This window comes from uncultured Anaerotruncus sp., assembly GCF_902490045.1.
Taxonomy (GTDB): Bacteria; Bacillota; Clostridia; order Oscillospirales; family Ruminococcaceae; genus Anaerotruncus.
The window spans coordinates 1-6,244 of sequence record NZ_CABUCJ010000131.1; the positions used below are offsets into that span (position 1 = coordinate 1).

Sequence of the window (6,244 nt, forward strand, 5' to 3'; positions counted from 1 at the left end):
GGTTTCTTTCCCCTATTTCTTGTCCGTACAAGAAATAGGGTCGCCGCCGGTCGATTACCGGCAAGCCCTCCGCCCGCTGGGCGGGAAATCTAAAACCGTCGCCGGGCGCAGCCCAGCAAGCTCTGCCGCTCGATGAGCGGCAAATCCAAGAAGATCGCCGGGCAAAAAAATCAATTCCGCGCGGAACCCCGCGCAAACACGGCACATACAATGACAGAAACGAGGCAGAATAGATGGGAACGATAGTCAACGCAATTTCAGTGATCGCGGGCGGCATGATCGGCCTGCTGATCCGCCGCGGGCTCCCCAAAAAGGTGGAGGAGACGGCGATGAAGCTGCTGGGCCTGGCGGTTTTTCTCGTGGGCATCGAAGGGGTCATCACCTCGATGGTCACGGTGGGCGCCGACGGCAGACTGTCCGCCGACGGTTCGCTTCTGCTGATTGCAAGCATGGTCGTCGGCGGGGTGCTCGGGGAATTGTGCGACATCGACGCGGCGCTCGTGCGCGGCGGGAAGGCGATCGAGGCGAAGTTCGGCAAGGAGGGCTTCGCCAAGGGGTTCATCAACGCGTCGCTCATCTTCTGCGTCGGCGCGATGGCGATCATCGGCGCGCTGAACGACGGCCTCACCGGCGACCCGAGCGTCCTCTTCATCAAATCGGCGCTGGACTTCATCTGTTCGATCATCCTCGGCTCCACGCTGGGGTTCGGCGTGGTGTTCGCGTTTATCCCGGTGCTGGCGTACCAGGGTTCGATCACGCTGCTCGCCGGGGTGCTCGCGCCGGTCGTCTCCGGCCCGATGCTCAACGCCATCTGCATGGTGGGCTATACGATCGTCATGTGCATCGGCATCAACTTTCTGGAGTTCACAAACATCCGCACCGCCAACCTGCTGCCCGCCCTTCTCGTGCCGGTGGTCTACACGCTGGCCCAGCCGCATGTTGCGCGCTTTTTCGACCAGGTTCGGCAGATGTTTTGAAACCCGGCCGGTCTTTCCGGGTATCTTGCTATAATTGTTGAAAACTTTATAGCAAAGTTGCACAATTGCACGGGAGCGGTAAAGCGGCCGAACTGGGAAAGAAACAGAAAATCCCTGCGATTGGCAAAAGTGGGACAAAAAGCGTTGACGCTTTGACGCAATGCGCTTATAATAGTAACAACTTATTCAACGCCACATACTTGAGAAATAGGAGAGTATTGAAATGTTTGTGAAAGAAGTCGCCGTTCAGAACCAGGTCGGTTTGCACGCCCGCCCCGCAACATTCTTTATTCAGAAAGCAAACGAGTATAAATCCTCCATCTGGGTTGAGAAGGAGGAGCGCCGCGTCAACGCCAAGAGCCTGCTCGGCGTCCTTTCCCTCGGCATCGTCGGCGGCACCACCATCCGCATCATCGCGGACGGCTCCGATGAGCAGGTTGCCGTCGAGGGGCTTGTCAAGCTGGTCGAGTCCGGCTTCACCGAGTAATCGCATCCACCCGCTGAAAATGCACCGCTCAGAAGCCTGACGGTGCATTTTTTCATTTTATCGGCAAACAATCCATATTGCGGGAAGGAGGGCTCCCTTGGACAACCCGCGTCTGCCATACCTCGCCGAAAAAGCGCACAAGCTGCCGCTGCGGCCAGGCGTGTACATCATGAAGAACCGCGCGGGCGACATCATCTACATCGGCAAGGCCAAGGCGCTCAAAAACCGCGTGAGCAGCTATTTCCGCGCGGTGGAAAAGCACCTGCCGAAGGTCTACCAGATGGTGAGCCACGTCCACGACTTCGACTACATCGTCACCGACAGCGAATTCGAGGCGCTCGTGCTCGAGTGCAGCATGATCAAGCTGCATTCCCCCAAATACAACATCCTGCTCAAGGACGACAAGGGCTACAGCTATATCAAGGTCACAAAGGAGCCCTATCCGCGCATCCGGCATGTCTTTCAGCGGGAGGAGGACGGCGCGACCTATATCGGGCCGTACATCTCCTCCTTCGTCGTCAACGAGACGGTCGACGAGGTGAACCGCGCGTTCCTGCTGCCAACCTGCACCCGCAGATTCCCGCAGGAGTTCGGCAAGGGCCGCCCCTGCCTCAACTTCCACATCAAGCAGTGCATGGGGGTCTGCCGGGGGCGGATCTCGCAGGAGGAGTATGCGGAAGCACTCGAACAGGCGCTCGAATACATCCGGGGCGGCGGGGCCCAGTCGGTGGAGCTGCTGACCCGGCGGATGAACGAGTGCGCCGAAAAGATGCAGTTCGAGAAGGCCGCCCAGCTGCGCGACCGCATCAAGGCGATCAGCCGGATCAGCGAGTCGCAGAAGGTGGTCTTCTCCAAGGTTGCCAACCAGGACATCATCGCGCTCGCGCGCAGCGAGCAGGACACCTGCGCCGTGGTGCTCAAATTCCGCGGGGAGCGGCTGGTGGACAAGCAGGATTTCCTGCTCGGCGCGACGGACGACCTTGACGGCGCACGGCTGGAGTTCCTGCTGCGCTACTACACCACGCGCGAGGATATCCCGAAGCGGGTTCAGCTCGACGGGGAGATCGAGGACATCGACATCGCCGCGCAGCTGCTCTCCGAGCAGGCGGGACACAGGGTGGAAATCCGGGTGCCCCAGCGGGGCGAGCAGCAGAAGCTGGTGGAAATGGCGCGGGCGAACGCCGCGGAGCGGCTGTCGCAGAAGGCGGAGCGCACCGGCCGGGAGGTCGCGGCGCTCGACGAGCTGGCGCGGCTGCTCGGGCTTTCGAAACCGCCCGCCTACATCGAGGCGTACGACATCTCCAACATCGGCTCGGACACGGTGGTGGGCGGCATGGTCGTCTTTGAGAACGGGCGTCCCAAACGGGCCTGCTACCGCAAGTTCTCGATTAAGACGGTGCAGGGCACCGACGACTACGCGAGCATGGCGGAGGTGCTTTCCCGGCGGTTCGGCCGCTACCTCGACGAAACACAGAAGGACGAGGCGTTCGACCGGATGCCCGACCTCATCCTGCTCGACGGCGGCAAGGGGCACGTCTCCACGATCGTGCCGCTGCTCGCCTCGATGGGGATTTCGGCGCCTGTCTTCGGCATGGTCAAGGACGATCGGCACCGCACCCGCGCGATCGCGGAGTCGGGCGGCGAGATCGCGATCAATTCCCACCGCAGCGCCTTCACCCTCGTGTCGACGATTCAGGACGAGGTGCACCGTTTTTCCATCACCTTTTCCCGGGCGCGGCATCAGAAATCGGCGTTTGAGTCCACCCTCACCCAATGCGAAGGGATCGGCGAAAAACGCGCGGCGGAAATCTTCCGGCACTTCAAAACGATTAAGGCCATCCGCGCCGCGTCCCCGGACCAGCTCGCGGAGGTCAAGGGCGTTTCCAAAACCGCCGCCCGGAAGCTCTATGACTTCCTGCATGCCGAAGATTGACAAACTGCGTAAAACCCCGTATCATGACCAAAGGGAACTTTCGGGAAAGTTCCCTTTGGGAACCCTCAAAGCGTTTGGTTCAGGGTCCGCGCCCCGCGCCGGGATATGCCGCCGTCCGTGTTTGAAGTGCGGGCAGCGCGGCGGAGAAGTTCCCTTTGGAAACCCTTAAAGCGTTTGGTTCAGGGTTTACGTCCCGCGTGGGGAGGATTCGCCGGTCACGTTGGGAGCGGGCCGCCGCTTTCCCCCACGGGTAGAGGCTGCTTAGGGGGCGGAGGCCGGCCTGATAAAAGTTTTCGGGTCCCGGGGGCTTTTTCAAAAGCCCTCCGGGCGGCCTGATAAGAGTTTTCGGGTCCCGGGGGCTTTTTTCAAAAGCCCTCCGGGCGGCCTGATGAAAGTTTCCTCGGAAGAAAGGAAATGAGATATGAGAGTGATTACCGGAACGGCGCGCGGCACGCGGTTGGAAGCCCCGGAGGGGCTTGCGACGCGGCCGACGTCCGATATGGCCAAGGAGGCCATGTTCAGCATCCTGCATTTTGAGCTTGCGGAGGCGGTTGTGCTTGATCTCTTTGCGGGCAGCGGCCAGCTCGGCATCGAGGCGCTGTCACGCGGGGCGAGACAGTGCGTCTTTGTCGACCGGGAGCGCGCGGCGCAGGAGGTCATCCGCCGCAACCTTGCGGCGGCCAAGCTCGCCGACCGCGCGCGGGTGGCCGCGATGGAGGCGCAGAGCTTCCTGCTCGGCGCGAAGGAGCGGTTCGACATCGCCCTGCTCGACCCGCCCTACGGCGAAAACCTCATCCCCGCGGTGCTGCCGAAGCTCGCGGGGCTCATGAAGGACACGGGCGTCATCGTCTGCGAGACGGAAAAGAAGGAGGAACTGCCCGAGGCGGCGGGGGAGTTCCTGCTGCACCGGACCTACCGCTATGGCAAGGCGAAGATCACGACCTACAGAAAACGACAGGAAGAGGAATGACGAATGGAACGACTGGCGATCTGCCCCGGGAGCTTTGACCCCATCACAAAGGGACATGAGGAGATCATCCGGCGGGCGGCGGGCCTCTTCGACCGGGTGATCGTGGTGGTGAGCGCCAACCCCGACAAGAACCCGATCTTTTCCCTCGACGAGCGGGTGCGCCTCATCCACGCGGTCTGCGTGGACATGCCCAACGTGGAAGTTGACAAGTTCAGCGGTTTGCTGATAGACTATGTGCGTAGGAAGTCCGCGGTCGCCATCGTCAAGGGCCTGCGGGCGGTATCCGACTTTGATTATGAGTTCCAGATGGCGCTGACCAACCGTAAGCTCATGCCCCAGGCGGAGACGGTGTTCCTCACGCCGAGCAGCGACAACATGTACCTGAGCTCGAGCATGGTGCGGCAGATCGCCCGCTTCGGCGGCGACGTGAGCAGCTTCGTCCCCTCCATCATCCTGGACGCGGTGGTCGAGCGGCTCAAAATCAAATTCCCCGAAACAGAAACAGCTGACGAATAACCGATAAAGGAGTGGATTCCGAATGAACATCGATGAAATTCTGGACGTGATCGACGAACTGCTCGACCGTTCCTGGAGCCTGCCGCTTTCGGGCGGCCGGTGTGTGGTGGACGCCGACAAGGTGCGCGACCTGATCGACGATATCCGCCTGAACATCCCGGCGGAGATCAAGCAGGCCAAGGCGATCGTCTCCGACCGCACCGACATCATCGAAAACGCCAAGAAAGAGGCGGAGCAGATCGTGCGCAAGGCGGAGGACCGCGCCCGCACCCTTATCGCGCAGGAGGAGGTCAGCAAGGCCGCGCAGGCCAAGGCGTCGGAAATCCTCTCCCAGGCGCAGCTCAAATCCCGCGAGATCCGCCAGGCGGCGCAGGAGTTTTCCGACAACTGCCTGCTCAAGACCGAGGAGGTCCTCGTCAAATCCCTCACCGAGATCAAGGCGACCCGGCAGGCGTTCCGCAACGCCACCAGCCGGTGATTTGACCGACAAAAACCGGCCCGGACAAACGTCCGGGCCGGTTTTTTCCGTCGTTATTCGGCGATCGCCTTCTGGATTTTCAGGACGATCTCTAGCGGGAACATGGTGCGTTCCGCCACCTGCTCGGGACTCATCCCCTGCAGCAGGAAACGCGCGGCGACATGATCCATCGGCTCCCCCACCTCTACGATGTGCCGGTCGGGGTCGTAGAAGCATACGCACCGCTGCCCCCAGCCGCGCTCGTGACAGGGCTGGATGTACTCGACGCCGGGCCAATCCGCGAGCTTTTCGAGGAACCCGTCAAAGTCTGCCTCCTCGAAGTAGAGCTCCGCGTCGTTGCCGCCGTAGCGGGTCGGGAACCGCTCGGGATCGAGCCCGCAGATCTCCTGGTATTTCTCCTGGAGGGAGAAACCGCCGTCGAAGGTCACGTTCTCCCCGTAGTCGAGCACGAGCGTCTGCCCGAGCAGATCGGTATAAAACCGTTTGGATGCCTCCATGTCCCGGACACAGAGCATCGGTCCGCAGAATTTCATCATAACGCCTCCTTTTCAGCGCCGCGCCAGAGCCGGCACTGTTCGATCCGTTTTCCGTCGTCCCCCTGGTCGGGGTCGTAGGCAAAGCCCGTAAGCAGCGCGCAGGGGAACTCCCCGCAGGCTCCGCAGTGCTCCAGTCCCTTTGCCTCGCAGCAGGATTTCACCGGGCATGCGTCGCCCCAGAAGGGCTTTTCGATCACCGCGCAGCCTTTGCAGCCCATCGGCTCCCGGTAGGAACACTCGCCGCACAGCAGCCCGCATCTCGATTCGATCATCGTTTCAGCCTCCCTCGTATGGTACCGCCCGCCCGCGCCGTGACCAAAACGGCAGAGCCGTTTTGTGGGCCGCGA

8 protein-coding genes are annotated in these 6,244 nt (G+C 61.6%); 6 read left to right on the forward strand and 2 right to left on the reverse strand.

The window, feature by feature from the left end; all coding sequences use genetic code 11:
- Nucleotides 1-233 precede the first annotated feature (233 nt).
- From RDM88_RS11115 to RDM88_RS11140, 6 genes are all read left to right on the forward strand, one after another.
- A complete protein-coding gene (locus RDM88_RS11115) occupies nt 234-977 on the forward strand; it encodes a DUF554 domain-containing protein (protein ID WP_308754905.1) in 744 nt (247 codons plus the stop codon).
- A gap of 223 nt (nt 978-1,200) precedes the next feature.
- Nucleotides 1,201-1,464 carry an HPr family phosphocarrier protein gene (locus tag RDM88_RS11120; RefSeq protein WP_308754906.1) on the forward strand — a complete coding sequence of 88 codons (264 nt, stop codon included), beginning with the start codon at nt 1,201-1,203 and terminating at the stop codon, nt 1,462-1,464.
- Nucleotides 1,465-1,561: 97 nt separating this feature from the next.
- The gene (uvrC, locus tag RDM88_RS11125; RefSeq protein WP_308754907.1) at nt 1,562-3,397 is read left to right on the forward strand and encodes an excinuclease ABC subunit UvrC; all 1,836 of its coding nucleotides are present in this window, start codon (nt 1,562-1,564) and stop codon (nt 3,395-3,397) included.
- Nucleotides 3,398-3,818: 421 nt separating this feature from the next.
- The gene (gene rsmD, locus RDM88_RS11130; RefSeq protein ID WP_308754908.1) at nt 3,819-4,367 is read left to right on the forward strand and encodes a 16S rRNA (guanine(966)-N(2))-methyltransferase RsmD; all 549 of its coding nucleotides are present in this window, start codon (nt 3,819-3,821) and stop codon (nt 4,365-4,367) included.
- 3 nt (nt 4,368-4,370) lie between these two features.
- Nucleotides 4,371-4,883, forward strand: coding sequence for a pantetheine-phosphate adenylyltransferase (gene coaD, locus RDM88_RS11135; protein WP_308754909.1), 513 nt, complete (start codon nt 4,371-4,373; stop codon nt 4,881-4,883).
- Nucleotides 4,884-4,905: 22 nt separating this feature from the next.
- Nucleotides 4,906-5,361: an ATPase gene (locus tag RDM88_RS11140; RefSeq protein WP_101552404.1), complete on the forward strand. Its 456-nt coding sequence runs from the start codon at nt 4,906-4,908 to the stop codon at nt 5,359-5,361.
- A 53-nt stretch (nt 5,362-5,414) separates the two neighbouring features.
- On the opposite strand, the gene RDM88_RS11145 is transcribed toward RDM88_RS11140, so the two are convergent.
- Both RDM88_RS11145 and RDM88_RS11150 read right to left on the reverse strand, forming a co-directional pair.
- Nucleotides 5,415-5,894 (reverse strand): VOC family protein, encoded by a 480-nt coding sequence (locus RDM88_RS11145; protein WP_308754910.1) that lies wholly within the window; start codon nt 5,892-5,894, stop codon nt 5,415-5,417.
- The coding region (locus RDM88_RS11150; protein WP_374045461.1) for a DUF3795 domain-containing protein at nt 5,894-6,244 on the reverse strand (351 nt) is incomplete at its 5' end. The genes RDM88_RS11145 and RDM88_RS11150, both read right to left, overlap by 1 nt.

Excerpts from the sequence above, each read along its gene's own strand:
- RDM88_RS11115 (WP_308754905.1), top strand. The coding sequence starts at position 234 with ATGGGAACGATAGTCAACGCAATTTCAGTGATCGCGGGCGGCATGATC.
- RDM88_RS11145 (WP_308754910.1), bottom strand. The coding sequence starts at position 5,894 with ATGAAATTCTGCGGACCGATGCTCTGTGTCCGGGACATGGAGGCATCC.
- RDM88_RS11120 (WP_308754906.1), top strand. The coding sequence starts at position 1,201 with ATGTTTGTGAAAGAAGTCGCCGTTCAGAACCAGGTCGGTTTGCACGCC.
- RDM88_RS11140 (WP_101552404.1), top strand. The coding sequence starts at position 4,906 with ATGAACATCGATGAAATTCTGGACGTGATCGACGAACTGCTCGACCGT.
- rsmD (WP_308754908.1), top strand. The coding sequence starts at position 3,819 with ATGAGAGTGATTACCGGAACGGCGCGCGGCACGCGGTTGGAAGCCCCG.
- coaD (WP_308754909.1), top strand. The coding sequence starts at position 4,371 with ATGGAACGACTGGCGATCTGCCCCGGGAGCTTTGACCCCATCACAAAG.